The 23,815-nt window shown below is 65.3% G+C and carries 22 protein-coding genes; 15 read left to right on the top strand and 7 right to left on the bottom strand.

The window, feature by feature from the left end; all coding sequences use genetic code 11:
- Positions 1-6 precede the first annotated feature (6 nt).
- Together ACNFH5_RS23675 and eat are read right to left on the bottom strand one after the other, a co-directional pair.
- Positions 7-1,401, bottom strand: a complete 1,395-nt coding sequence (locus ACNFH5_RS23675; RefSeq protein WP_416750182.1) for an ethanolamine ammonia-lyase subunit EutB — start codon at positions 1,399-1,401, stop codon at positions 7-9.
- An 11-nt stretch (positions 1,402-1,412) separates the two neighbouring features.
- On the bottom strand, positions 1,413-2,777 hold the full coding sequence (eat, locus tag ACNFH5_RS23670; protein ID WP_416750180.1) for an ethanolamine permease: 1,365 nt from the start codon (positions 2,775-2,777) through the stop codon (positions 1,413-1,415).
- Between the two features lie 360 nt (positions 2,778-3,137).
- Here eat and ACNFH5_RS23665 point away from each other — a divergent pair, with 360 nt between their 5' ends.
- Positions 3,138-4,190: an AraC family transcriptional regulator gene (locus ACNFH5_RS23665; RefSeq protein WP_416750178.1), complete on the top strand. Its 1,053-nt coding sequence runs from the start codon at positions 3,138-3,140 to the stop codon at positions 4,188-4,190.
- Positions 4,191-4,494: 304 nt separating this feature from the next.
- On the opposite strand, the gene ACNFH5_RS23660 is transcribed toward ACNFH5_RS23665, so the two are convergent.
- Positions 4,495-6,015, bottom strand: a complete 1,521-nt coding sequence (locus ACNFH5_RS23660; protein ID WP_416750176.1) for an aldehyde dehydrogenase family protein — start codon at positions 6,013-6,015, stop codon at positions 4,495-4,497.
- 323 nt (positions 6,016-6,338) lie between these two features.
- On the opposite strand from ACNFH5_RS23660, the gene ACNFH5_RS23655 reads away from it, so the two are divergent.
- The 5 genes from ACNFH5_RS23655 (at position 6,339) to ACNFH5_RS23635 (ending at position 11,141) form a co-directional block, all read left to right on the top strand.
- Positions 6,339-8,249 carry a sigma-54-dependent Fis family transcriptional regulator gene (locus ACNFH5_RS23655; protein ID WP_416750173.1) on the top strand — a complete coding sequence of 637 codons (1,911 nt, stop codon included), beginning with the start codon at positions 6,339-6,341 and terminating at the stop codon, positions 8,247-8,249.
- 120 nt (positions 8,250-8,369) lie between these two features.
- Complete coding sequence (locus ACNFH5_RS23650; RefSeq protein ID WP_416750356.1) at positions 8,370-8,465, top strand: helix-turn-helix domain-containing protein; 96 nt, start codon at positions 8,370-8,372, stop codon at positions 8,463-8,465.
- Between the two features lie 414 nt (positions 8,466-8,879).
- On the top strand, positions 8,880-10,232 hold the full coding sequence (gene mpl / locus ACNFH5_RS23645) for a UDP-N-acetylmuramate:L-alanyl-gamma-D-glutamyl-meso-diaminopimelate ligase (protein ID WP_416750171.1): 1,353 nt from the start codon (positions 8,880-8,882) through the stop codon (positions 10,230-10,232).
- A gap of 2 nt (positions 10,233-10,234) precedes the next feature.
- Positions 10,235-10,864, top strand: a complete 630-nt coding sequence (gene ubiX, locus ACNFH5_RS23640) for a flavin prenyltransferase UbiX (RefSeq protein WP_416750169.1) — start codon at positions 10,235-10,237, stop codon at positions 10,862-10,864.
- A complete protein-coding gene (locus tag ACNFH5_RS23635) occupies positions 10,854-11,141 on the top strand; it encodes a YceK/YidQ family lipoprotein (protein WP_416750167.1) in 288 nt (95 codons plus the stop codon). Before ubiX ends, ACNFH5_RS23635 begins: the two co-directional genes overlap by 11 nt.
- 64 nt (positions 11,142-11,205) lie before the next feature.
- Here ACNFH5_RS23635 and ACNFH5_RS23630 read toward each other — a convergent pair whose 3' ends face one another.
- Together ACNFH5_RS23630 and ACNFH5_RS23625 are read right to left on the bottom strand one after the other, a co-directional pair.
- The gene (locus tag ACNFH5_RS23630; RefSeq protein ID WP_416750165.1) at positions 11,206-12,069 is read right to left on the bottom strand and encodes an alpha/beta fold hydrolase; all 864 of its coding nucleotides are present in this window, start codon (positions 12,067-12,069) and stop codon (positions 11,206-11,208) included.
- A 65-nt stretch (positions 12,070-12,134) separates the two neighbouring features.
- Positions 12,135-13,259 carry a methyltransferase gene (locus tag ACNFH5_RS23625; RefSeq protein WP_416750163.1) on the bottom strand — a complete coding sequence of 375 codons (1,125 nt, stop codon included), beginning with the start codon at positions 13,257-13,259 and terminating at the stop codon, positions 12,135-12,137.
- Between the two features lie 343 nt (positions 13,260-13,602).
- Between ACNFH5_RS23625 and ACNFH5_RS23620 the strand changes: the two genes are divergently transcribed.
- The 3 genes from ACNFH5_RS23620 (at position 13,603) to ACNFH5_RS23610 (ending at position 17,273) form a co-directional block, all read left to right on the top strand.
- Positions 13,603-14,595: a TRAP transporter substrate-binding protein gene (locus ACNFH5_RS23620; RefSeq protein ID WP_416750161.1), complete on the top strand. Its 993-nt coding sequence runs from the start codon at positions 13,603-13,605 to the stop codon at positions 14,593-14,595.
- A 121-nt stretch (positions 14,596-14,716) separates the two neighbouring features.
- A complete protein-coding gene (locus ACNFH5_RS23615) occupies positions 14,717-15,493 on the top strand; it encodes a ferredoxin--NADP reductase (RefSeq protein ID WP_024764776.1) in 777 nt (258 codons plus the stop codon).
- Positions 15,494-15,722: 229 nt separating this feature from the next.
- Complete coding sequence (locus ACNFH5_RS23610; protein ID WP_416750158.1) at positions 15,723-17,273, top strand: TerC family protein; 1,551 nt, start codon at positions 15,723-15,725, stop codon at positions 17,271-17,273.
- A 39-nt stretch (positions 17,274-17,312) separates the two neighbouring features.
- On the opposite strand, the gene mscL is transcribed toward ACNFH5_RS23610, so the two are convergent.
- Positions 17,313-17,729, bottom strand: coding sequence for a large-conductance mechanosensitive channel protein MscL (gene mscL / locus ACNFH5_RS23605; protein WP_416750157.1), 417 nt, complete (start codon positions 17,727-17,729; stop codon positions 17,313-17,315).
- 171 nt (positions 17,730-17,900) lie between these two features.
- On the opposite strand from mscL, the gene ACNFH5_RS23600 reads away from it, so the two are divergent.
- The 3 genes from ACNFH5_RS23600 to radA all read left to right on the top strand — a co-directional run bounded on the left by ACNFH5_RS23600 (position 17,901) and on the right by radA (position 20,043).
- Positions 17,901-18,143 carry a YdcH family protein gene (locus ACNFH5_RS23600; protein ID WP_416750155.1) on the top strand — a complete coding sequence of 81 codons (243 nt, stop codon included), beginning with the start codon at positions 17,901-17,903 and terminating at the stop codon, positions 18,141-18,143.
- Positions 18,144-18,219: 76 nt separating this feature from the next.
- On the top strand, positions 18,220-18,462 hold the full coding sequence (locus ACNFH5_RS23595) for a hypothetical protein (RefSeq protein ID WP_253445373.1): 243 nt from the start codon (positions 18,220-18,222) through the stop codon (positions 18,460-18,462).
- A 201-nt stretch (positions 18,463-18,663) separates the two neighbouring features.
- Positions 18,664-20,043 carry a DNA repair protein RadA gene (gene radA / locus ACNFH5_RS23590; RefSeq protein WP_037015294.1) on the top strand — a complete coding sequence of 460 codons (1,380 nt, stop codon included), beginning with the start codon at positions 18,664-18,666 and terminating at the stop codon, positions 20,041-20,043.
- Positions 20,044-20,136: 93 nt separating this feature from the next.
- On the opposite strand, the gene ACNFH5_RS23585 is transcribed toward radA, so the two are convergent.
- A complete protein-coding gene (locus ACNFH5_RS23585) occupies positions 20,137-20,505 on the bottom strand; it encodes a PilZ domain-containing protein (protein ID WP_045216617.1) in 369 nt (122 codons plus the stop codon).
- A gap of 179 nt (positions 20,506-20,684) precedes the next feature.
- Here ACNFH5_RS23585 and ACNFH5_RS23580 point away from each other — a divergent pair, with 179 nt between their 5' ends.
- The 3 genes from ACNFH5_RS23580 to ACNFH5_RS23570 all read left to right on the top strand — a co-directional run bounded on the left by ACNFH5_RS23580 (position 20,685) and on the right by ACNFH5_RS23570 (position 23,665).
- Positions 20,685-21,194 (top strand): DUF3015 domain-containing protein, encoded by a 510-nt coding sequence (locus ACNFH5_RS23580; protein ID WP_416750154.1) that lies wholly within the window; start codon positions 20,685-20,687, stop codon positions 21,192-21,194.
- 188 nt (positions 21,195-21,382) lie between these two features.
- Positions 21,383-23,449 (top strand): carbon starvation CstA family protein, encoded by a 2,067-nt coding sequence (locus ACNFH5_RS23575; protein WP_416750153.1) that lies wholly within the window; start codon positions 21,383-21,385, stop codon positions 23,447-23,449.
- 12 nt (positions 23,450-23,461) lie between these two features.
- Complete coding sequence (locus ACNFH5_RS23570; RefSeq protein WP_015478970.1) at positions 23,462-23,665, top strand: YbdD/YjiX family protein; 204 nt, start codon at positions 23,462-23,464, stop codon at positions 23,663-23,665.
- Positions 23,666-23,815: the final 150 nt, after the last annotated feature.

Below are 23,815 nucleotides of genomic sequence, written 5' to 3'. Positions count from 1 at the left end.
CTCAACTCAGGACAGTTGTGCGAGCGCGTGGCGGAAGGCGCCGGGAAGCTGGCCGGCCATGTGCACGCGGCCGTCCTGCTGGCGGAGGATTTCCATGCGCTCCAGCCACGCCTCGAACTCCGGCGCGGGGCGCAGTCCGAGCGTCTGGCGCGCGTAGAGCGCGTCGTGGAAGGAGGTGGTCTGGTAGTTGAGCATCACGTCGTCGGAGCCGGGGATGCCCATGATGAAGTTGATGCCGGCTACGCCCAGCAGGGTCAGGAGCATGTCCATGTCGTCCTGGTCGGCCTCGGCGTGGTTGGTGTAGCAGATGTCGCAACCCATGGGCACGCCGAGCAGCTTGGCGCAGAAGTGATCTTCCAGGCCCGCGCGGATGATCTGCTTGCCGTTGTACAGGTACTCCGGGCCGATGAAGCCGACCACGGTGTTCACCAGGAACGGCTTGAAGTGCCGCGCCACGGCGTAGGCGCGGGTCTCGCAGGTCTGCTGGTCCACGCCGTGGTGGGCGTTGGCCGACAGTGCGCTGCCCTGGCCGGTTTCGAAGTACATCAGGTTGTCGCCCAGGGTGCCGCGCTTCTGCGAGAGCCCGGCCTCGTAGCCCTCCTTGAGGATCGACAGTGTGACGCCGAAGCTGGCGTTCGCCGCTTCGGTGCCGGCGATGGACTGGAACACCAGGTCCAGCGGCGCGCCCCGGTTGATCGCCTCGATGGAACTGGTGACGTGGGTGAGCACGCAGGACTGGGTGGGAATCTCGTAGCGCTGGATGATCGCGTCGAGCATCTCCAGCAGGGTGCAGATCGATTGCAGGCTGTCGGTGGCCGGGTTGATGCCGAGCATGGCGTCGCCGTTGCCGTAGAGCAGGCCATCGAGCACGCTGGCGGCGATGCCCGCCGGGTCGTCCGTGGGGTGGTTGGGTTGCAGCCGCGTGGACATGCGCCCGCGCAAACCCATGGTGTTGCGGAAGCGGGTGACCACGCGGATTTTCTGCGCCACCAGGACCAGGTCCTGTACGCGCATGATCTTCGATACCGCGGCTGCCATCTCCGGCGTCAGCCCCGGCGCCAGGGCGCGCAGGCTGGTTTCGTCGGCCGCATCGCCGAGCAGCCAGTCGCGCAGGCCACCCACCGTGAGGTGGCTGACCGGGGCAAAGGCCTGGCGGTCATGGGTGTCGATAATCAGCCGGGTAACCTCGTCGCTCTCGTAGGGGATCAGCGCCTCATCGAGGAAGCGCTTGAGCGGGATGTCGGCCAGCGCCATCTGCGCAGCGACGCGCTCGGCGTCGCTGCCGGCGGCGACCCCGGCGAGGCGATCACCGGAGCGCGCCGGGCTGGCCTTGGCCATCACCTCGCGCAGGCTGTCGAAGCGCCAGGTCTGGCCACCGACGCTGTGGACGAATCCGGACATGGCGCTACTCCTCAACCCTGACTGGCGAACGACGCATCGGTACCGCGATTCAGGCTGATGACGATGCTGCAGCAGGAGCAGCCGCCGATCATCAGCACCAGGAACACCGAGGCGATGACGCTGTTGAACCAGAGCATGGCGGCCAGGCAGACCAGCGCCAGCACCAGTGCAATGGCCGGCACCAGCGGGTAGCCCGGCGCGCGGAAGCTGCGCTCCAGGTCCGGCTCGCTGCGGCGCAGCTTGAACAGGCTGAACATGCTCATGATGTACATGACGATGGCGCCGAACACGCTCATGGTGATCATTGCCGCGGTCAGGGTCATGCCCTGCAGGCTGATCAGGCCGTCGCTGAAGATCGCCGCGATGCCCACGGCGCCGCCGGCGAGGATGGCGCGATGCGGGGTCTGGAAGCGCGACAGCTTGGCCAGGCTGCGCGGCAGGAAGCCCGCGCGGGCCAGGGCGAAGAACTGCCGCGAGTAGCCCAGGATGATGCCGTGGAAGCTCGCCACCAGGCCGAACAGGCCGATCCACACCAGCATGTGCATCCAGGTGGAATTGTTGCCGACCACGGCCTTCATGGCCTGCGGCAGCGGGTCGTTGATGTTCGACAGCGCGCGCCAGTCGCCCACGCCGCCGGCGAAGATCATCACGCCGATGGCCAGCGTCACCAGAGTCAGGATGCCGGCGATGTAGGCACGCGGGATGGTGCGTTTCGGGTCTTTCGCTTCTTCGGCCGCCATGGCCGCGCCCTCGATGGCGAGGAAGAACCAGATGGCGAACGGGATGGCGGCGAAGATGCCGGCCATGGCGGTGGAGCCGAATACGTCCGAGCCGGCCCAGCCGTTGAGTACGAAGTTGCTGAAGCTGAAGCCCGGTGCGACCACGCCCATGAACACCAGCAATTCGGCCACCGCGAGCACGGTTACCACCAGCTCGAAGGTGGCAGCGATGCTCACGCCGAGGATGTTCAGCGTCATGAAGATCACATAGGCGCCGGTGGCCGCCCACTTCGGATCGAGGCCGGGGAACTGCACGTTGAGGTAGGCGCCGATGGCCATGGCGATGGCCGGCGGGGCGAAGACGAACTCGATCAGCGTGGCGATGCCGGCGATCATCCCGCCGGTCTTGCCGAAGGCCCGCAGGCTGTAGGCGAAGGGCCCGCCGGCGTGGGGGATGGCGGTGGTCAGTTCGGTGTAGCTGAAGATGAAGCAGGTGTACATCACCGCAACGATCAGCGTGGTGACGAGAAAGCCCAGGGTGCCGGCGGCGGCCCAGCCGTAGCTCCAGCCGAAGTACTCGCCGAAGATCACCAGGCCCACGGCGAGTCCCCAGAGGTGCAGGGTGCCAAGCGTCGGTTTGAGTTGTGATGCGCTCATTGTTGTTGTTCCTCTTCTCTCAGGGAGTGAGCCGAAAGGGGCAAGCCGCAAGGGCGGGGACGGATACCTGAGCCTCGATGGTAGTGGCGCACTGCCGCGCAAGACTTGACCGCTGGAACCGGCTTTTGCCGTGCAGGGTCAACTGGTTGTTACCCATTGCCCCAACGTCCGTGAAATGCTCGCTTCTGGTGCCGGAAATCGCCTGTATGCCCTGCGCTGTGGCAGCTGCAGGCCAGGCGCGGCGCCGTGTCCGGCTGATCGGTAATGCATGGCGAGGCACGGGAATTGCTTTGTTTATTCGTTCCCTTCTTTCCGGGAACCATGTGCCTTGCGTGTCTCAAAACAAGATCGGTAACCGACATGAGCCAGCCTCTGTTTTCCCCGTCCGGCCTGAGCCTGCCCCTGGCCAGCAACATCGGCGTACTGTCCGCCGCCGCCAGCGGCCTGGGTCGTTTCATCGGCGACCAGGGCGGCGACATCGATCGCGTCTTCGGCCGCGCCGGAATCGACCCGGAGCGCCTGCTGCATCCAACCTTGAGCCTGGCGCTTACCAACTACTGCCAGGTGTTGGAAGAGGCTGCGCGACAGTCGGGGTGCGACAACTTCGGGCTGCGCTATGGCGAGCAATTCCGCCCGCGCGAACTGGGTCTGCTGGGTTACGTCGGGCTGTGCTCTGAGACGCTGGAAGACGCGCTGAAGAACTTCGCCGCCGCCTTCCCCTATCACCAGCACGACACCCTGATCCGCCTGGTGGATTGCGGCGAGTGCTACCGCTTCGACTACCAGGTGCGCCATGGCGCGATCCTTGACCGCCGCCAGGACGCCGAGCTGACCCTGGGCATGGCGCTGAACCTGATGCGCCATGCGCTTGGCCCCGAGTGGGCGCCGCGCGCGGTGAGCTTCGAACATGCGCGGCCGGAAGGCTGGCAGGAGCATGGCCGCGTGTTCGATGCGCCGGTGCTGTTCCAGCGCGGCTGCAACTCGATGCTCATTCCCAAGCGTGACCTCTATGGCCGGCAGATGCCCGAGCGCGACGCCAACCTGCTGTTCCTGGTGCAGGACGTGATCCGTCGCCTGGGCGAGCAGAGCGGCGCCCCCAATCTGGTGGAGGACGCCGGCACGCAGATTCGCCTGGCGCTGGTCGATGGCGAACCTTCGCTGGAGTTGATTGCTGAGCAGTTGGAACTCACCACCGCCGGCCTGCAGCGCCGCCTGCGCGAGGCGGGGCTGAGTTTCAGTCAACTGGTGGAAAACACCCGTCGCGATCTGGCGCTGCATTACCTGCGTCAGCCGCAGCGACCGATCTCCGAGCTGGCGCCGTTGTTGGGATATTCCGAGACCAGCGCCTTCTCTCGCGCCTTCCGCCGCTGGTTCGGCGTGAGCCCTCGGCAGTGGCGCAGCGACGCGAGCTGACCTTCTTACTGTAGGAGCGAGCTTGCTCGCGAACGGATTCCCCGGCGGCTCAGGTAGCGGGCGGGTTCGCGAGCAAGCTCGCTCCTACAGGCTTCGCTTCGCGCTTGATCCCTGCGTAGGAGCGGACTCTGTCCGCGATTGATTTTCGACCACGCTGAGCCGGCCGATCGCGTATCGCGGACGGAGTCCGCTCCTACGAATAGCCTCTTTTCCGGACATAAAAAAGCGCGGCCCGTGGGCCGCGCAAAGATCGATTCGGGGAGACCGCCCGGCGAACCGGGCGGGGTCAATCAGCAGTGCGCAATCAGAAGAAGCCCAGCGGATTGATGTCGTAGCTCACCAGCAGGTTCTTGGTCTGCTGGTAGTGGTCGAGCATCATCTTGTGGGTCTCGCGGCCCACACCGGATTTCTTGTAGCCACCGAAGGCGGCGTGCGCCGGGTACAGGTGGTAGCAGTTGGTCCACACGCGACCGGCCTTGATGCCGCGGCCCATGCGGTACGCACGGTTGATGTCGCGGGTCCAGACGCCAGCGCCCAGGCCGTACTCGGTGTCGTTGGCGATCGCCAGCGCCTCGGCTTCATCCTTGAAGGTGGTGACGCCCACCACCGGCCCGAAGATTTCTTCCTGGAACACGCGCATCTTGTTGCTGCCCTTGAGCAGGGTCGGCTGGATGTAGTAGCCAGTGGAAAGGTTGCCGTCGAGCTTCTCGACCGAGCCGCCGACCAGGATCTGCGCGCCTTCCTGCTGGGCGATGTCGAGGTAGGAGAGGATCTTCTCGTATTGCTGCTGCGAGGCCTGGGCGCCGACCATGGTGTCGGTGTCCAGCGGGTCGCCGCGCTTGATGGCTTTGACCTTCTTCATCACCACGTCCATGAACTGCGGGTAGATGGACTCCTGCACCAGCGCGCGGGACGGGCAGGTGCACACCTCGCCCTGGTTGAAGAAGGCCAGCACCAGGCCTTCGGCAGCCTTCTCGATGAAGGTCGGCTCGGCCTGCATGATGTCTTCGAAGTAGATGTTCGGGCTCTTGCCGCCCAGTTCGACGGTGGACGGAATGATGTTCTCGGCGGCGCACTTGAGGATGTGCGAGCCCACCGGGGTCGAGCCGGTGAAGGCGATCTTGGCGATGCGCTTGCTGGTGGCCAGCGCTTCACCGGCCTCCTTGCCGAAGCCATGGACGACGTTGAGCACGCCCTTGGGCAGCAGGTCGCCGATCAGTTCCATCAGCACGCAGATGCCCAGCGGAGTCTGCTCGGCCGGCTTGAGCACGATGCAGTTGCCGGCGGCCAGGGCCGGGGCAAGTTTCCAGGCAGCCATCAGCAGCGGGAAGTTCCACGGGATGATCTGCCCGACCACGCCCAGCGGTTCATGGATGTGGTAGGCCACGGTCGTGTCGTTGATCTCGGCGGCGCTGCCTTCCTGCGCGCGGATGCAGCCGGCGAAGTAGCGGAAGTGGTCGGCGGCCAGCGGGATGTCGGCGTTGAGGGTTTCACGCACCGGCTTGCCGTTGTCCCAGGTCTCGGTGACGGCCAGCAGCTCCAGGTTCTGCTCGATGCGGTCGGCGATCTTCAGCAGCACCAGCGAGCGGTCCTGCACCGAAGTGCGGCCCCAGGCGTCGGCGGCGGCGTGGGCGGCGTCCAGTGCCTTGTCGATGTCGGAGGCGTCAGAGCGGGGGAATTCGGCGATGGGCTGGCCATTCACCGGCGAGGTATTGGTGAAGTACTGACCCTTCACCGGCGGGACGAATTCGCCGCCGATGTAGTTGCCGTAGCGCGCCTTGAACGAAACGATGGCGCCTTCGCTACCGGGATGGGCATAACGCATGGTCGGATCTCCTGGGTCTTGTGCTTGTTGGGGAGGACGTTGAACAAGCGTAGAGCAAGGGCCGGGCCATGCCAGTGAAAGCCCCGCGCCGCTTGGGTTGCGGCGGATCGAGCCGGGCGCCGGAAGTCGCCCTGTAACGCCCCTGGCACAGGGTTGGGTGACAGTTTGTCCCGTAAACGTGACAGTGGTGACCTGACGGTCGGCCATACGTTGCATTGGTCAGGCGCGTGGGGGATGCTGTCCTGCGTTCCGTCGGATTGTCGGACAGACTTCGCCGGAACCTCGGGGCTGCCTCCCCGTCCCCATAGCGGAGAACAACAAGAATGCGCGCCAACGATTTGAGCCGCCACGCCCGCCAGGTCATGACCGTGGCCGAGGGCAAGGCCCGCGCCGGAGCCCCCGGCGCGGACCCGTCGATCGCCCGCTCCTGGATGCGCTGCCTGGAGCAGTATCACCTCGACCCGGCGCAGCCCATGGCCCCGGCCGTGCTCGAGCACGCGCGCATGCTGGAAGTCCGCGAGCGGCACCGCCAGGTGCTGGAAATTGCCAGCGACGAGATGAACAGCCTGCACCAGCAACTGTCCGGAGCTGGCCACGCGGTGCTGCTCACCGATTCCCGCGGGGTCATCCTCAACTGCGTCAGCGAAGCCGCAGAGCGCCGCACCTTCGAGCAGGCCGGGCTGTGGCTCGGCGCCGACTGGAGCGAGGCACGCGAAGGCACCAACGGCATCGGCACCTGCCTGGTGGAGCGCCAGGCGCTGACCATTCACCAGGATGAGCATTTCCGCAGCCGCCACACGGGCCTGACCTGCTCGGCCAGCCCGGTGTTCGATCCGCAGGGCGAACTGCTGGCGGTGCTCGACGTTTCCTCCGCGCGCCGTGACGTATCGCGGCAAAGCCAGTTCCACACCATGGCGCTGGTCAACCTGTCGGCCAAGGCCATCGAGAGCTGCTATTTCCTGCGGCATTTCGAGGACCAGTGGCTGCTGCGCTTCCACCTGCAACCCGATGGCCTCGGGCTGTTCAGCGAAGGCATGCTGGCCTTCGGTGCCGACGGGCGCATCCGTGCGGCCAACCAGAGCGCCATCAACCTGCTCGGCAGCCGCCGGGAAAGCCTGATCGGCCGCTCGCTGGAACAGTTCTTCGATTGCCGGCTGGACGACCTTTTCAGCCGCGCCGACCCACAGCCCAATGCCAGCTGGCCGCTGCGCACCCACGCCGGGCGCACCCTCTATGCGCTGCTGCGCGGCAAGCGGCCCATCGCCGCCGCGCCGGTGCTGCCGCGCGCGCCGTTGGCGAAGGGACTGTGCATCGACGACCCGCAACTGGCCCATGATTTCCGCCGTGCGCTGAAGGTCTACGCCCACGACGTACCACTGCTGCTGCAGGGCGAGACCGGCACCGGCAAGGAAGCGTTCGCCCGTGCCGTGCATCTGGCGGGCGAGCGTGCTGGCAAGAGCTTCGTCGCGCTGAACTGCGCGGCGATTCCCGAGACCCTGATCGAGAGCGAACTGTTCGGTTATCGCGGTGGTAGCTTCACTGGCGCACGCAAGGAAGGCATGCGCGGCAAGCTGCAACAGGCCGATGGCGGCACGCTGTTCCTCGACGAGATCGGCGACATGCCGCTGGCGCTGCAAACGCGCCTGCTGCGCGTGCTCGAGGAGCGGCAGGTGGTGCCCATCGGCGGCGAGCCGCAGGACGTGGATATCCGCCTGATCAGCGCCAGTCACCGTGACCTGGAGGCGCTGGTGGCCGCCGGACAATTCCGTGAAGACCTCTACTATCGCCTCAACGGTTTGGTCGTCGCGCTGCCGCCGCTGCGCGAGCGCGAAGACCGTGGCGCGCTGCTCGGCCACCTGTTGGCCGAGGAGAGCAAGGGCCGCAGCGTACGCCTGGACGACGACGTGCGCCGCCACCTGCTGGACTTCCCCTGGCCGGGCAACGTGCGCCAGCTGCGCAACGTGCTGCGCACGCTCTGTGCACTGTGCGACGGCGGACGCATCCAGATGGCCGACCTGCCGCCGGATCTGCGCCGTACTTCGGTTCCCGCCGTTGTCGAGGTAGCGGTGAGCGAGGAGGGCGGCGACACCCTCGGCGCCGCCGAACGCGATGCACTTCTGGCAGTGCTCGAAGCGCAGCGCTGGCATGTCAGCCGTGCTGCGCAGCAGCTGGGCATCAGCCGCAACACGCTGTACCGAAAGCTCAATCGGCATGGATTGCGGCGCCAGGTCTGAGTCCTGGCTGTTCGCGAGCAAGCTCGCTCCCACGAAGAGCAACCGGTGCTCAGGCTTGCTGTAGGAGCGAGCTTGCTCGCGAACGGCAGCCCTGTTGCGGGCCGACGCGTCTGACAGACTCTGCTCCGATGCACTCGTGCTGCGCAGCAGCTGGGCATCATCCGCAACACGCTGTACCGCAAGCTCAATCGGCATGGGTTGCGGCGCCAGGTCTGAGTCCTGGCTGTTCGCGAGCAAGCTCGCTCCTACAAAGAGCAACCGGTGCACAGGCTTGCTGTAGGAGCGAGCTTGCTCGCGAACGGTGCTCAGGTTTCGGAAAGTCGCTCCGATTGACTCCGCCCGCGGGGAGTCGTGAGTTTCCCGGTTGAAACTACAGCGTCAGTTGGCTCGGATGGCTCCCTCTCCCTTCAGGGAGAGGGCGGGGGAGAGGGTATTCGTCCTAAGCCGGGGTTTATCCTGGTAATCATTGCCGCCCTATCGTTTACATGATCCCGCTGGCATTCAAGTTCGAACGGGAACCGCTTCCCCACCTCGTCGTCTGATGCCCCGGCGGCGGGCCGCGCGGGGGCGCGCTGTGCTACTCTGCCGCCCATTCGAAGCGCCTGGAAAGGCTTGATTGCAGGAGTCTGCATGCATATCCACATCCTCGGTATCTGCGGCACCTTCATGGGGTCGCTGGCCGTCCTGGCCAAGGAGCTGGGCCACCGCGTGACCGGCTCCGACGCCAACGTCTACCCGCCCATGAGCACCCAGCTGGAATCCCAGGGCATCGAGCTGATGCAGGGCTATGACCCCGCCCACCTGGAGCCGGCTCCGGACCTGGTGGTGGTCGGCAACGCGCTGTCGCGCGGCAACCCGGCGGTGGAGTACGTGCTGAACAAGGGCCTGCCCTACGTGTCCGGCCCGCAGTGGCTGGCTGACCACGTGCTGCAAGGCCGCTGGGTCCTGGCGGCTGCCGGTACCCACGGCAAGACCACCACCAGCAGCATGCTGGCCTGGGTGCTGGAGCACGCCGGGATGAGCCCGGGCTTCCTCATCGGCGGCGTCCCGCAGAACTTCGGTGTCTCTGCGCGCCTGGGCGGCACGCCGTTCTTCGTGGTCGAGGCCGACGAGTACGACAGCGCCTTCTTCGACAAGCGCTCCAAGTTCGTCCACTACCACCCGCGCACGGCAATCCTGAACAACCTGGAATTCGACCACGCGGACATCTTCCCCGACCTCGCCGCCATCGAGCGGCAGTTCCACCACCTGGTGCGGACCATCCCCGGCGAAGGCCTGGTCATCCATCCCACCTCCGAAACCGCGCTCAAGCGCGTGATCGACATGGGCTGCTGGACCCCGGTGCAGACCACCGGCGAAGGCGGGCAGTGGCAGGCGCGCCTGCTCAGCGAGGACGGTTCGCACTTTGAGGTACTGTTCGACGGTAAGCCGCAAGGCACCGTGGACTGGGAGCTGACCGGCCAGCACAACGTCGCCAACGCCCTGGCTTGCCTCGCGGCGGCCCGCCATGTCGGCGTGGTGCCGGAGCTGGGCTGCGCCGCGTTGTCGGCCTTCAAGAGCGTCAAGCGGCGCATGGAAAAGGTCGCGCAAGTGCAAGGCGTGACCATCTATGACGACTTCGCCCACCACCCGACTGCCATCGCCACCACCCTCGATGGTCTGCGCAAGCGCGTCGGCGATGCCAAGGTGATCGCCGTGGTCGAGCCGCGCTCCAACTCCATGAAGCTCGGCGCCCACCGCGACGGCCTGCCGGAGTCCGTGGTGCAGGCTGACAACGTATTCTGGTACGCACCGCCGAACCTCGGCTGGGACCTGGCCGCCACCGTGGCCAGTTCCACCGTTCCCACGCAAGTGTGCGACTCGCTGGAAGCCATCATCGAGGGCGTGAAAGCCATCGCCACGCCGGGCACCCAGGTAGTGGTCATGAGCAACGGCGGATTCGGCGGCCTGCACGGCAAGCTGGCCCAGGCGCTGGAGGGCTGAACATGGCCGGAGCCGAACGCGTCACCCTTGCCATGACCGGCGCTTCGGGCGCCCAGTACGGCCTGCGTCTGCTCGACTGCCTGGTGCAGGAAGACCGCGAGGTGCACTTCCTGATCTCCAAGGCCGCGCAGTTGGTGGTGGCCACCGAGACCGATGTGACCCTGCCGAGCAAGCCGCAGGCGATGCAGGCTTTCCTGAGCGAATACACCGGCGCCGCTCCCGGGCAGATTCGCGTCTACGGCAAGGAAGACTGGATGGCCCCAGTGGCTTCCGGCTCCGGCGCGCCGAGTGCGATGGTGGTGGTGCCCTGCTCGACGGGGACGCTGTCGGCCATCGCCACCGGCGCCTGCAACAACCTGATCGAGCGCGCCGCCGACGTGGCGCTGAAGGAGCGTCGCCAGTTGATCCTGGTGCCGCGCGAGGCGCCGCTCTCCAGCATCCACCTGGAGAACATGCTCAAGCTGTCCAATATGGGCGCGGTGATCCTGCCGGCTGCTCCGGGCTTCTACCATCAGCCGCAGACGGTCGACGACCTGATCGACTTCGTCGTCGCGCGCATTCTCAATCAGCTGGGCATTCCCCAGGACATGCTGCCGCGCTGGGGCGAACACCATCTTGTCAGTGACGAATAAGCTCCTGGCCGCCCTGTTGCTGCTGCAGCTGGACGGTTGCGCCACCGTGAAGACCCTTAACGACAGCCGCCCTGGCGATCCGCTGATCTATGCCGGCACCCGGCTGGATTGGTATTCGCTCAATGGCGGCTGCTGCCCGAAGGATCACTTCGGCACCGACGCGCCGGCCTACCCCGGTCTCGACCTGCCCGGCAGCGCGTTGCTGGATACCTTGCTGCTGCCGCTTTCGATCGCCGCAGAGCTGGGAGTCGGCCTGCAGGTGTGGGGCGGGAACTGATTTTCCTCCCCCGCGCTTTGTGCCGTTCAGAATGATGCCGGGGATGGTGGGCAACGCCGGCCCTTCAACGCCGACTTAGCCACTGTGCGATTCGCGGCCAGATTTCCTGGCTGGCATTGCGCGACAGCAGCAAGCGGTTATGGCTGTAATCCTCCCGCGCGCCGGTCGCCAGGCCGAAGAGCTCCAGGTGCGCGTCATCGCCGCCGAATGCCTTGACCAGTGCCTCGCAGCCAGCCACGGGCGCGATGAAGGTATCGCCGCTGCCAGCCACCCCCAGTACCGGCAATTGGACGTTGGCCAGCCCGGCCAGATAGTCGAAACCTGCCAGGGAGTCGAAGCGTCGGCGCAGGTTCCATTGGCACCACTGCCGCATCAGGCGCGCGCTTTCCGCCTCCGGGCCGACGCTCTTCGCCCGGCTGGGAGCGACGCGTCGCCAGCGCAGCATCCAGTCGTAGCCGAGCACCGCGAGTTTGTGTGAAAGACTTGCACCAGCTGCCGTGGCCTGGGAGCCAATCAGCACCATCGAGCGCAACCGCTGCTGCGCCAGTTCGGGATGACGCGCCGCCCACATCGAAACAATCAGTCCGCCGCCGGAATGCCCGATCCAGTGCAATGCGGTGTACCCGCTGCGCTGACTCACCGCATCGAGAATGGCCGGTACATCCTGCTCGGCCACGTCGTCGAAGCTATGGAGGAAGCCGTTGCGCCCGCTGTCGCCATGCCCGCGCCAGTCGAACAGCCAGCAGGCGAAGCCCTGGCTGGCCAGGTAGTTGGCCAGTCCCAGGCAGCTGCGGTGATTGGAGAAGGTGCCGTGGGTCAGCACCACCGGCACGCCATCCGCCGGGCCTGCGCGGCGCAGGGCGAGATCGACGCCGTCGGCGGTGCGGATCAGTTCCGGTGAGAGTGGGGCGGCTTCTTGTGCGGTCATGGCATACGTCCTGGCGAAGGCGATCCATGCTGCTCCGGCACGCCGGCCGGAGCAATCCCGCTGGCCTATTTGGTCGCTTTCAGCACCACGAATTTCGGATTTGCCGCCACCTGCTCGACGCCGCGGAACAGGCGCTTGAGCTTGGCGTGATAGCCCAGGTGGCGGTTGCCGACTATCCACAGTTCGCCACCGGTGACCAGTGCTGCGCGGGCCTGCTGGAACATGCGCCAGGCGAGGAAGTCACCGACTACCTGTTGCTGGTGGAAGGGCGGGTTGCACAGGACCAGGTCCAGGGAATCGGCGGTCTGGCTGGCGAGGCCGTCGTCAGGGCGGATATCCACAGGGCGGTCGCCCAGGGCGGCCTGCCAGTTTTCCCGCGCGGACTGCACCGCCATGTACGACTCGTCCACCAGCGTCAGTTCGGCCTGCGGGTTGAGCAGGGCGAAGGCGATGCCCAGCACGCCGTTGCCGCAGCCCAGGTCGGCGGCGCGCACGGCATGGTGGATTTGCGGCAGGTGCGGGAGGAAGGAACGGGTGCCGATGTCCAGGCCCTCGCGGCAGAACACGTTGGCGTGGTTGAGCAGCGTCAGCGCCGGCTTTTCCAGGCGGTAGCGCGTCGGGTAGGGCGAGGTGGGCGCGGGGCGCTGCTCGGCGCTGGCCACCAGAAGCCGCGCCTTCTTCACTGCCAGTGAGGCCTGCATCGGGCCGATGTATTTCTCCAGCAGGTCACCGGCGGCACGCGGCAGGTGTTTGATCATGCCGGCCGCGACCACTTTTGCGCCGGGCGCGAGTTGGCCGTGCAGGCGGATCAGTTGCTCTTCCAGCAGCGCCAGGGTCTTGGGCACGCGCACCAGCACATGATCGAACGGGCCTGGCAGGGGTTCGCTGGCGGGGACGAAGGTGAGCGGCGCTTCGGCCAGGCCGTTGCGTTCAAGGTTGCGCTCAAGGGCGATGAAACCCAGGTGCGAATCGCCGCTGCTGGTCAGGTGCACGTGGGGCGCGAGGCTGGCGGCGAGGGCGCCGAAACTGTCGTTGAGCACCAGCACGCGACTGTCCGCGGTTACGCTCTGCTCATGGAGATGGTTGAGCAGGTACTCGTCGGCCGCGTCGAAGGCCTGCAGCGGGTCTTCGCGCTGTTCGGGGTGGCGGACCAGGTCGAGCTGGGCGAAGGGGCTGGCGAGGACGGGCATGGGACTCTCGAACGAAGAATGGCTGAGAACAGGTGATGCTGGAAGTCGCAATGAGACGAGGCTGATTGCAACGAGATTGTCATCAAACTGAGAAGCAGTTGGCCATCATCTGCTTGTGCAGGGCGGCGTTATACCGAAAAATTATGACCTATCCGCCCGCTGTCGTCTTTCCATCGCTGCGCGGCGGCCTCCCAATAATAACCGGGCGGTCCATGCGACCCGGTAGGGCCCGATCCCGGAGCTGCGCTCCGCCGACCGACGGCCACCACTCCAAGTCTTCACGAATCCTCGACACGCGACACTCGTTCGCGCGCCGGGCTATTGCCATTGCATAAGGATGTCGATGTACAAGTCGTTGCTCGGGGTGGCTCTGTCCGCCCTTTTCCTCGTGGCTCAACCGGCTCTCGCCGATGCGCCCATCGTGATCAAGTTCTCCCACGTCGTCGCCGACGACACGCCCAAGGGCCGCGGTGCGCTGCTGTTCAAGAAGCTGGTGGAAGAGCGCCTGGGCGGCCAGGTGAAGGTCGAGGTGTTCCCCAATTCCACGCTGTTCGGCGACGCCGATGAACTGCAGGCGCTGCAGGACGGCAAGGTGCAGATGCTGGCGCCGTCGCTGTCGAAGTTCGAGGGCTACACCAAACAGCTCGAAGTCTTCGACCTGCCGTTCCTGTTCGACGACCTGGAGGCGGTGAAGCGCTTCCAGAAGCGCGACAAGAGCCGCGAATTGCTGCACTCCATGGCACGCTCGGGCATCTACGGGCTGGGCTACTGGAACAACGGCATGAAGCAGCTCTCCGCCAACCGCGAGTTGCGCGCACCGGCCGATGCCAAGGGGCTGGCGTTCCGCATCCAGCCGTCGTCGGTGATCAATGCCCAGTTCGGCCTGCTCGATGCCACGGCGGTGAAGATGCCCTTCGCCGAAACCTTGAAGGCACTGCAGGACGGCAAGGTACAGGGGACCGAGAACACCTGGTCGAACCTCGGCAGCCAGAAGCTCGACACTGCCCAGCCATTCATCACCGAGACCAACCATGGTGTGCTCAGCTACATGGTGATCAGCAACCAGAAGTTCTGGAACAGCATGCCGTACCCGGTGCGCACCCAGCTGGAAAGCATCATCGAAGAGGTCACCGTCGAGGTGAACAAGGACGCCGAGGCGCTGAACCAGAAGGAGCGCGAGCACGTGGTCGCCAACGGCAAGGCGCGCATCATCACCCTGACCCCGGCCGAGCGGGACGCCTGGCGCACCGCCATGCAGCCGCTGTGGAAGGAGTTCGAAGGCGAGATCGGCACCGACGTGCTGCGCGCCGCCCAGGTGGTGAACCGCAAGCACTGATCCCCTGGCAGTGATCTGGAGCAGGCTTGTGGCGATCTAGCGGGATAGCCACAAGCCTTGCGGGTGTTTCTTCGCGCGCCAATACGGGAAAATAGGCCGGTTCTTGAAAAGGGAGCGGACGATGACCGCCAGCGAAGAGAAGTTCACCCGCCAGACCCTGGTGGAGGTGCAGACGCTCACCCCGAGCCTGTTCACCCTGCGCACCACCCGCGACAGCGGCTACCGCTTCCGCGCCGGGCAGTTCGCCCGCCTGGGCGTGTACAAGCCCAGCGGCAGCATTGTCTGGCGCGCCTACTCGATGGTCTCGGCGCCCCACGACGACTTCCTCGAGTTCTTCTCCATCGTCGTTCCCGGTGGCGAATTCACCAGTGAGCTCAGTCGCCTGCGCGTCGGCGACCAGTTGCTGGTGGACCGCCAGGCCTTCGGCTTCCTCACCCTCGATCGTTTCCCCGACGGCCGTGATCTGTGGCTGCTGTCCACCGGCACCGGCCTTGCGCCATTCCTGTCGATCCTGCAGGACTTCGAGGTATGGGAACGCTTCGAGACCATCAAGCTGGTCTACAGCGCCCGTGAGGAGAAGGAGCTGGCCTACCGCGACCTGATCGCCAGTTTCGGTGCGATGGAGCACCTGGCCGAGCATATCCACAAGCTGCAGTTCATCCCGGTGGTGACTCGTGAACAGGTGCCCGGCTGCCTGAACGCGCGGATCACCACGCTGATCGAGAACGGCGAGCTGGAGCGCGCCGCCGGTCTGGAACTCACTCCGGAACATTCGCGGGTGATGCTCTGCGGCAACCCGCAGATGATCGAGGACACCCGCGCCGTGCTGAAGGCCCGTGGCATGAGCCTGGCGCTGACGCGCAAGCCCGGCCAGATTGCCGTGGAAAACTATTGGTAAGGCGTGCTCGATAGATTTTGAAAAGATTGTCCGCTTAGGGCGTTCGCCCTTTGCCCTTAGGATGAGCGTCCGTTTCCCTTTTTTCGGACCTTATGGACAGTCAAAGTACGACGCCGACCCCGGTACCTACCCTTGTAGAGCCGGCGGCCGGCGAACCTCCCCCGGCATCCGCGTTCGCGGATAAGCCTTCCCAGCCTGCCATGGCGCGCACCCAGCGAGGTGAGTCGACATGGAATGGTTGATGGACCCCACGGCCTGGCTCGGCCTGCTCACCCTGATCCTGCTCGAGCTGGTGCTCGGCATCGATAACCTGGTCTTCATCGCAATCCTTGCGGACAAGCTGCCGCCGCACCTGCGCGACCGCGCGCGGCTGATCGGCCTGTCGCTGGCGCTGCTGATGCGCTTGGGCCTGCTGGCGAGCATTTCCTGGCTGGTCACGCTCACCGAGCCGCTGGTCGAGGTGTTCGGCAAGAGCTTCTCCGGGCGCGACCTGATCATGTTGTTCGGTGGTCTGTTCCTGTTGTTCAAGGCCACGCTGGAGCTGCATGAGCGCCTGGAAGGCCGCGTGCACACTTCCAACGGCAAGCGTGTCTATGCAGCCTTCTGGCCGGTGGTCGCGCAGATCGTGGTGCTGGACGCCGTGTTCTCCCTCGACGCGGTGATCACCGCCGTGGGCATGGTCGAACAGCTGGAAGTGATGATGATCGCGGTGATCTTCTCCATCGGCCTGATGATGGTGGCCAGCAAGCCGCTGACCCGCTTCGTCAACGAGCACCCGACAGTGATCATGCTGTGCCTGGGCTTCCTGCTGATGATCGGCTTCAGCCTGACTGCCGAAGGCCTGGGCTTCCACATCCCGAAAGGCTACCTGTACGCCGCCATTGGCTTCAGCCTGCTGATCGAGATGGCCAACCAGCTGGTGCGCTGGAAGCGCCAGAAGAGCCAGCGCGGTCAGCGTGGTCTGCGCCAGCGCACTGCACACGCCGTGCTGCGCCTGATGGGAGGCAAGGTCGACGCCGACGAGGTGGGCGATGAGATCGCCGACCTGGTGGGCCCGGACGATGGCACCGATGCGCCGTTCGATCGCCGTGAGCGGGTGATGATCAGCGGCGTGCTGGGCCTGGCCGAGCGTCCGGTAAAAGCCGTGATGATCGACCGCCAGCGCGTGCACCGGGTGGACGTGGCCGACAGCCCGGAGAACATCCGCCGCGCGCTGCTGGAATCGCCGTACTCGCGCCTGCTGGTGATCCGCGAAGGCAACATCGACGAGCCGCTGGGCTATGTGCACAAGAAGGAGCTGTTCTCCGCCCTGTTGCAGGGCCGCGAGCTGGATATCCTGCCGCTGCTGCGCGAGCCGCTGAGCCTGCCGGACAGCAGCACGGTGCTGGGCGCACTGGAACAGATGCGCGAGGCCTCGACCCACCTGGCCTTCGTGGTCAACGAGTTCGGTGGCTTCGAGGGCATGCTGAGCATGACCGATGTGCTGGAGGCCATCGCCGGTGAGCTGCCGGACGCCAGCGAGGTGTCCGGTACGGACATCGAGGCAGAAGCGGGTTCCTACCGGGTGGACGGTGCCGTGACGCTGTCGGCGCTGGCCGAACGGGTCGGCTTCAACGCTCGCCCGACGGCGGAGTACCAGACCCTAGGCGGGCTGGCGCTCAAGCACCTTGGCCGCTTGCCGGCCAAGGGTGACACGCTGGAGCTGGGTGGCTGGCGCCTGGAGGTGACGGACGTCAGCGAGCGGCGCATCGGCCGTGTGCTGCTGACGCCGCCGGGCTGACCCCGGGAGGGGCCGCGCCCGGCCCGATCCGCGATCTGCTCAAGGAGTGCGATTGTTCTGCTGCTTGAGCAGGTCGCGGATCTCGGTCAGCAGGGTTTCCTCAGGCGTAGGCACCGGCGGGGCGCTGGGCTCGGCGGCTTCTTCGCGCTTGAGTCGGTTGATGGCCTTCACGCCCATGAAGATGGCGAAGGCCACGATGATGAAGTCCAGGCAGGTCTGGATGAATTTGCCGTAGGCCAGTACCACGGCGGGCACATCGCCTTCGGCGGCCTTGAGCGTGATCGCCAGGTCCGAGAAGTCCACGCCACCGATCAGCAGGCCGATCGGCGGCATGATCACGTCGCCGACGAAGGACGAGACGATCTTGCCGAAGGCGGCGCCGATGATGATACCGACGGCCATGTCGACCACGTTGCCCTTGACCGCGAAGGCCTTGAATTCGCTAAGCAGACTCATGCACTGACTCCTTGTTACGCAATATAGAGGGGGACAGGCGCAGTTTAGCGGCCTGTCGCCGTCTGAACACCCCGCGGGCGGTCAATTCCACCGGTATGACCGGCGGCGCTGGGCGAGTCCGCTTCGTGGGCTAGGCTTATCGGGCAACCCATCCATACAAGGAGGCCCGCCATGCCGCTCGAGCATCATCCCCTGTCCCGTGAATTCCCCGACCAGAAGTCCCTGATGACCCGCTTGCATGGAAAGGACGCGAATTTCACCCGCATGGCCGCCAGCTACGAGGAGCTGGACAAGAAAATCTACGACATCGAGGACGGTCGCGCAGCGATGGATGACCTCGCTCTGAATTCCCTCAAACTGCAACGTGTGGCGCTGAAGGACGAGATCGCCGACCTGCTCAAGCGATCCGGTTGAGCTTGATCAGAGTCAAGGGTGTGCGTCGGAGCGAGGCGTAGGCTCCCATCATCTCTTTCCAATCGGTGCCACCGCCATGCGTAAAGCCATTTCGTCCTCTGGCAAGTCCGTCACCAAGCTCCCCAAACGCAATGTCGAAGCCCTGCGCGCGCAGGAACGCCTGGTTCGCCTGAAGCTGCAATACGAGCTGCTGGACCAGCGCATCGGCCGCGTGGAGGAAGGCATCGAACGCCCCGACTGCACCCTGGCCTCGCTGCTGATGCGCCGCGAGAGCCTCAAGCACGATATGGAGAGTCAGTACCGCCGCCTGGCGAGCTAAGACCCTGTCTACGGCCTGCTGCGCGTCGGCAGAATTGCCTTGAAACCGGCCTCGGGGGGCTCATTTGCTGCGTGTAAACTCCGCCCCCCCTCAACCAATTTCAACGCAGGTCTGTTCTAGCTCGCGAGACCGTAAATAGGTTCTGAAGCCTTCCACCCGATTGGCTTATGATGCGGGCTTTGTATTCGACGGAAGTCCCCCATGGCCAAGGCCAAGCGCATGTACGGCTGCACCGAGTGCGGCGCCACCTACCCGAAATGGGCCGGCCAATGCCCTGATTGCGGTGCCTGGAACACTCTGGTCGAGACCGTCATCGACACCACGCCCACCGGCGGTTCCGGCAGCTCCAGCTCCGGCCGCGGCGGTTGGGCCGGCCAGCAGGCCAACATCAAGACCCTCGCCGAAGTCAGCGTCGAGGAAATGCCCCGCTTCTCCACCGCCTCGGCGGAACTGGATCGCGCCCTCGGCGGCGGCCTGGTCGACGGCTCGGTGGTGCTGATAGGCGGCGACCCCGGCATCGGCAAGTCCACCATTCTCCTGCAGACCCTCTGCAACATCGCCACGCGCCTGCCGGCGCTCTACGTCACCGGCGAGGAATCCCAGCAGCAGGTCGCCATGCGCGCCCGTCGTCTGGGTTTGCCCGAAGACAAGCTCAAGGTGATGACCGAGACCTGCATCGAGACCATCATCGCCACGGCGCGCCAGGAGCAGCCGAAGGTGATGGTGATTGACTCGATCCAGACCATCTTCACGGAACAACTGCAATCGGCCCCTGGCGGTGTCGCTCAGGTGCGCGAGAGCGCGGCGTTGCTGGTGCGTTTCGCCAAGCAGAGCGGCACGGCGATCTTCCTGGTCGGCCACGTCACCAAGGAGGGTTCGCTGGCTGGCCCGCGCGTGCTCGAGCACATGGTCGATACGGTGCTGTATTTCGAGGGTGAATCCGACGGCCGCCTGCGCCTGTTGCGAGCGGTGAAGAACCGCTTCGGCGCGGTGAACGAACTGGGCGTATTCGCCATGACCGACCGTGGCCTGAAGGAAGTGTCCAACCCGTCGGCAATCTTCCTCACCCGCGCCCAGGAATCAGTGCCGGGCAGCGTGGTCATGGCCACCTGGGAAGGCTCGCGGCCGATGCTGGTGGAAGTGCAGGCGCTGGTGGATACCAGCCACCTGGCCAACCCGCGCCGCGTGACCCTGGGCCTGGACCAGAACCGACTGGCCATGCTGCTGGCGGTGCTGCACCGCCATGGCGGCATCCCGACCTACGATCAGGACGTGTTCCTCAACGTGGTTGGCGGTGTGAAGGTGCTGGAAACAGCGTCGGACCTGGCGCTGATGGCGGCGGTGATGTCCAGCCTGCGCAACCGGCCGCTGGATCACCAGTTGCTGGTGTTTGGCGAAGTCGGTCTGTCCGGCGAGGTGCGCCCCGTGCCCAGCGGCCAGGAACGTCTGAAGGAAGCGGCCAAGCACGGCTTCAAGCGCGCCATCGTACCCAAGGGCAATGCGCCGAAGGAGTCGCCGCCGGGCCTGCAGGTGATCGCCGTGACGCGCCTGGAGCAGGCGCTGGATGCGTTGTTCGAATAGCGGCTTTCTGTAGGAGCGAGCTTGCTCGCGAACTCTCACCGGCTGCTCCGGTGTCAGGCGGTTCGCGAGCAAGCTCGCTCCTACACGGTTGGATCAGTGTTCGCTGAGTAGCGTGAGTTCGCGCTCCAGCAGTGATTCATCCCCCAGGTTCAGCTCGACCAGGCGGCGCAGGTGACTGATGGAATCCAGGTCGATGTGCCGGCAGTTGAAGCCCAGCAGGCCCTCCCGCTCCCAGGCCAGGTCTGCCTCCATATAGACGTTGACGTCGAAGCCCAGGTAGATGCGTACCTGCACCGGCTCCTGCGCGACGATGCTCCAGTGTTCCGGGCGTTGCACCAGCAGTCCTTGCAGGGACAGGTCCAGCAGCGTCACCTTCCAGCGCAGGTCGCCCTGGCTGATCTCGGTGCCGGCGTCGAAGGCGATGCGCTGGAAGCGCCGGCGCTCGTCGTGATCGTCAGTCATGTCGTGGCTCTCCGGCCGTTTCTGCTTCGCCTCACTATAGACGCAAGCCCATACTGACGCGTCGTACACTGATTGCTGACGTTTCGTCCGTCAGACACAGTTCGCGCGGGTTTGACAGTATGCGGACCCTCGCCAAAGCTCCATGTGCGTTTAACCACTACAACTGCGGAGTGCAGAGCATGGACAATAAACTCATCAAGGGTCTGATTTTTGGGGTTATCAGCGTTGCCAGCCTGGCGGCGCACGCGGACGAAGCCGGCCAGAGCGGCAAGGGTTGCGGCTGGGGCAACATGGTCTTCGACGGCCAGCGCGGCCTGTTCCCGCACCTGCTGGCCACCACCACCAACGGCACGTCGGGTAACGCCACCTTCGGCCTGACCTCCGGCACCAACGGTTGCGACGCCAGCCAGCGCATCACCTACGGCGGTCGCTCGATCTTCGCCATGAACGGCATGCTCGACAATATTGCCGAGAACATGGCCCAGGGACATGGCGAGGCACTGGATGCCTACGCTGTCCTGCTCGGCATTCCCAGCCAGGACCGCGCGCACTTCGCCCAGGTCACCCAGCAGCACTTCGGTGAGATCTTCACTTCCAAGGACGCCACCGGCGAGCAGGTGCTCAACAACACCCTGGCCGTAATGAGCCGTGACCAGACGCTGGCGCAGTACGCCAAGCAGCCGGCCTGACGATCTGTCGCAGCCTGAAAAGGCCCGCCCCAGGCGGGCCTTTTCATTTCCTGACTCCAGGGTCGGAGCACGTTGACTTCCGGCAATAAGCGCGCAATCACCCTAGACTAAGGTCGTATGAATGGGTCGCGGGAAAAGACTAGAATTTTTCTGCGAATTCTCGCCTTCAAACTGTCGGAAGCCTCGCTATGAACAATAACAACAGCCTGCTACGTCACCTCGCCTGGCTGGCGGTGGCGATAGTCGGTGCATTTGCCTTGGGAGTCGTGGCACTACGTCGCGGCGAAGCCATCAACGCACTGTGGATCGTCGTCGCGGCGGTCGCCATTTACCTGGTCGCCTACCGCTACTACAGCCTTTTCATCGCCACCAAGGTGATGCAACTGGACCCCAACCGAGCGACCCCCGCGGTCCTCAACAACGACGGTCTGGACTACGTCCCGACCAACAAGCACATCCTCTTCGGTCACCACTTCGCCGCCATCGCCGGCGCCGGCCCCCTGGTCGGTCCCGTACTGGCTGCGCAGATGGGATACCTGCCCGGCACGCTCTGGCTGATCGCCGGCGTGGTGCTGGCCGGCGCCGTGCAGGATTTCATGGTTCTGTTCATTTCCAGTCGCCGCAACGGGCGTTCGCTGGGTGAACTGGTACGCGAGGAAATGGGGCAGGTGGCGGGGACCATCGCTCTGTTCGGCGCGTTCCTGATCATGATCATCATCCTCGCGGTGCTCGCGCTCATCGTGGTGAAGGCCCTGGCCGAAAGCCCGTGGGGCATGTTCACCGTGCTGGCGACCATCCCGATCGCGCTGTTCATGGGCGTGTACATGCGTTACATCCGCCCGGGCCGCATCGGCGAGATTTCCGTGGTCGGCATTGTGCTGCTGCTGGGTTCCATCTGGCTCGGCGGGCAGATCGCCGCCAGCCCCGAGTGGGCCCCGGTGTTCACCTTCCATGGCGTGCAGATCGTCTGGATGCTGATCGCCTACGGCGCTATTGCCTCGGTCCTGCCGGTCTGGCTGCTGCTGGCCCCGCGTGACTACCTGTCGACCTTCCTCAAGATCGGCACCATCGTCGCCCTGGCCATCGGCATCGTGATCGTCTCGCCGGAGCTGAAGATGCCGGCGCTGACCCAGTTCACCGACGGCACCGGCCCGGTGTGGAAGGGCGGCCTGTTCCCGTTCCTGTTCATCACCATCGCCTGTGGCGCCGTCTCCGGCTTCCACGCGCTGATCTCCTCGGGCACCACGCCCAAGCTGCTCAACCGCGAGCCCGACGCCCGCTACATCGGCTACGGCGGCATGCTGATGGAGTCCTTCGTGGCCATCATGGCGATGGTCGCCGCCTCGGTCATCGAACCGGGCATCTACTTCGCCATGAACAGCCCGCCGGCCGTGGTCGGTACTGACGTCACCGCGGTTGCCGCGACCGTCAGCAGCTGGGGCTTCACCATCACTCCGGAAGTGCTGACGCAGACCGCCAAGGACATCGGCGAGACCACCATCCTGGCCCGTGCCGGTGGTGCGCCGACTCTTGCCGTGGGCATCGCGCACATCCTCCACCAGGTGCTGCCGGGTGAGAACACCATGGCCTTCTGGTACCACTTCGCGATCCTCTTCGAGGCTCTGTTCATCCTCACCGCGGTGGACGCCGGCACCCGTGCCGGGCGCTTCATGCTGCAGGACCTGCTGGGCAACTTCGTCCCGGCGCTGAAGAAGACCGAATCCTGGACCGCCAACATCATCGGCACCGGTGGTTGCGTCGCGCTGTGGGGCTGGTTGCTGTATCAGGGCGTGGTCGATCCGCTGGGTGGCATCAACACGCTGTGGCCGCTGTTCGGCATCTCCAACCAGATGCTCGCCGGCATCGCGCTGATGCTCGCCACCGTCGTGCTGATCAAGATGAAGCGCCAGCAGTACGTCTGGGTGACCGCCCTGCCGGCTGCCTGGCTGCTGATCTGCACCACCACCGCCGGCCTGATCAAACTGTTCGACAGCAACCCGGCCGTGGGCTTCATCGCTTTGGGCAAGAAGTACTCCGCTGGCCTGGATGCCGGCCAGATCATCGCCCCGGCCAAGGACATCGGCCAGATGCAGCACGTCATGATGAACGCCTACATCAACGCCGGCCTCACCGTGCTGTTCCTGCTGGTGGTGTTCAGCGTGCTGGTGTACGCGATCAAGGTGGGCGCCAGCGCCTGGACCAAGAAGGAGCGCACCGACAAGGAAGCTCCGTTCCAGCCGATCCCGGATGCCTGACGGAGGAACATCATGTTCAACGACCTCAGCCGCATGGGTAAGTATCTCGGGCAGGCCGCACGCATGCTGGTCGGCATGCCCGATTACGACACCTACGTTCAGCACATGCAGAACAAGCACCCGGACAAGACTCCGATGACCTACGAGGAGTTCTTCCGCGAGCGCCAGGAAGCGCGCTACGGCGGCGGCAAGGGCAGGCCGATTCGCTGCTGCTGATGCGATGAAACTGGCAGCGTGGCCGATGCTGCGTTGCCAGGGGCCGGAAAAATGCTCATCTACTGAAGTAGACTGCGCTTTTTACGGCCCCTGGCGCTTGCCTCGGCTGCCTCGCCGACGTTTCATTGATCGTTGGACGGGCCGCGAGCG

The organism is Pseudomonas sp. NY15435 (assembly GCF_048068295.1).
Lineage (GTDB): Bacteria > Pseudomonadota > Gammaproteobacteria > Pseudomonadales > Pseudomonadaceae > Pseudomonas.
The sequence above is the reverse complement of the archived record's forward strand: the minus strand, read 5'-3'. Positions and strand labels throughout refer to the sequence as shown.